Raw genomic sequence first — 2,491 nt, forward strand, 5'->3', positions numbered from 1 at the left:
TGCTGTGGCAATATTACCAAAATTATAATCTCCTATTAATGACGAGTTATATACTGTTTTATCCCCTTCGATCTCAAACTTCACAAAGGGATTGGCCTCCACAAAAGTCACCTCACAGTAATCACCTTTTGATGGATATAATACCGGTTCTTCAAATCGTTTTGCCATATTGAATAAAACCGGATCTTGGGAATTGATAAAAACTGTTCCTTTATTTTCCCTGAGATGCTGGAAAAGTTCTGTCTTGGTTTTAAGCACCCCTTCAAGGCCACCCATACCTTCCAAATGTGCCTTTCCGATATTGGTGATAAATCCGTGGGTGGGTTCAGCGATATCACAGAGTTCTTTGATATCGCCTTGTTTATTGGCACCCATTTCCACAATTGCAATTTCCACACCTTTACCGATCGACAATAGGGTCAAAGGAACCCCAATATGGTTGTTCAGGTTTCCGACTGTTGCCGCAGTTTTAAATTTTCTTTTCAGTACAGCATTCAGCAATTCTTTGGAAGTGGTTTTCCCATTGCTCCCTGTCAATCCGATAACGGGTATGGTCAATTGCTTTCTGTGATAATTTGCGAGCTGCTGTAATGCAAACAAAACATCCTCTACCAAAAAATACCTGTTATCGTGTTCCGGAATTACCCTTTCTTCATCCACCACTACCAGAGATGCACCGATCTCCAAAGCCCTGGAAGCAAAATCATTGGCATTGAAATTTGGGCCTTTCAAGGCAAAAAAGATATTGCCCTGATCTATTTTTCTGGTATCAGTACTTACGCCTGTTGCTTGTAGGTAATGCTTATAAAGTTGGGGTATATTCATGATCTCAGGTTTGACGGCTAAAATTAAAGGATTCGCAAACATCTTATATCAAATTCTATCGTTTAATTTTAGGACTTAATCCTCGGACCAATTGATGAAGTACGGTTTTATTGCTTTCCTTTTTTTAACCACCTTTTGGGTAAATGCCCAGCAAACTTTCACTTTTGACCAATCTATCAAAGTTTCTCTCCAAGGAAATGAAATCGAAATGCCGTTTGCCGTAGGGATCAATGCAGCCCAGTTCCAACAAATGGATACCAATGGAGATGGAAATGAAGAATGGGTCATTTGGGATATCAATTCCCGAAGGATTTTAGTGTTTCAAACCGATGGAGATGATTTTGTATATCTACCGGAGATGTCATATTACTTTCCAAATGATGTTGCCGGATTTATGGTGTTGGCAGATTTCAATGGAAACGGAAAAAAAGACCTGTTCACAAGCAGCCCTTTTGGGATAAGAGCTTACCGGAATATCACCCAAGAGGGTGCCAAATATCCAAGTTGGGAATTGGCGCAGAATTTTCTAAGACTGGATAACGGATCAAACCTTCAGGCCAATAACCTGGACATTCCGCTGATTATGGACATTGATGGAGATGGGGATTTGGATATTGTTACTTTCAATTTTGCTTCGGGTGATTATCTGGAGTTTTATAGGAACACCAGCATGGAAAGAAAGGGAATAGCTGATATAGATGGATTTGCTTTTCCGGAAGCAAGATGGGGGAATTTCGAGTTTTGTGGCTGCGGGACTTTCAGCTTTGGGTTGACCTGCAATGGCCTGCCTATGGGAAGGCTCCATGAAATTGACGCAGATAAAAGAATCCAACATGCGGGAGGACACTCTGTTCTATACACTGATTTTAACGATGATGGCATTTTGGACCTTTTGATGGGACAGGATGAATGCAACACCTTATACTATTTGCCCAACAAAGGCAGTAATGCTGAACCATTATTTGATGAATTTTCAACAGAACTGCCCGATATTGGCCCTTTGCCGGAGTTCCCCATTTTTCACACTTCCTACCTATGGGAAAAGGGACTGATTATAAGTAGCAATTCATCAGCAGTTGCAGGTGCTTCCAAAGCCAACTTCAGCGAAAATGTTTTCAGCTTGAATTTCAATGATCCAATTCCGGTTAATCCCCAAACCTTTCTCCAATCCCAAATCCTTGATCTTGGAGAAAATAGCAGGCCATTTTTCAAAGGTCTCCAATCTTCAGGTGAGTTGATTGTAACTGCTAACAGTTATGAAAACGGGAAAGTCGTTGGTAAAACATACCGCTTTGGGGTGGATCAGAATGAGTGGACTTTAATGGATGAAGATTTCAAGGGTTTGTCAGCAATGAACTTAGAAAACCTTCAATACACAGAATTCTTAAGTACTTCCAACCGACAAACTTATTGGGTAGCAGGAGTAGATACCATCAACTTCACTCTGCAACACAAGGTGTTCTTTGATACTGACCCCAACCTTACTAACCTTCGGGAAATAAGCTTTCCTGCAATAAACAGCAGACCCTTGGATCATGTGGAAATGTTTGTATTTGGAAACAAAGATTACCTTCTTTTGGCCAGGCAAACCGGTGAACTGATACTTTATGAATTGGACATCAACGCCCAGCAACCACTCCGATTGGTTGAAAGGGATTATTTGGGT

General features: G+C 40.9%; 2 protein-coding genes. One reads left to right on the plus strand and one right to left on the minus strand.

Going from position 1 to position 2,491, the window contains the following annotated elements:
• Positions 1 to 825, minus strand: an 825-nt coding sequence (murF, locus tag ACEW8O_RS24900; protein ID WP_373497339.1) for a UDP-N-acetylmuramoyl-tripeptide--D-alanyl-D-alanine ligase, incomplete at its 3' end; no start/stop codon positions are given.
• A gap of 94 nt (positions 826 to 919) precedes the next feature.
• On the opposite strand from murF, the gene ACEW8O_RS24905 reads away from it, so the two are divergent.
• Positions 920 to 2,491 (plus strand): FG-GAP repeat domain-containing protein (locus ACEW8O_RS24905; protein ID WP_373497340.1); only part of this gene is annotated, 1,572 nt, incomplete at its 3' end.

The sequence above is a fragment of the Aquiflexum sp. genome (assembly GCF_041749095.1).
Lineage (GTDB): Bacteria > Bacteroidota > Bacteroidia > Cytophagales > Cyclobacteriaceae > Aquiflexum.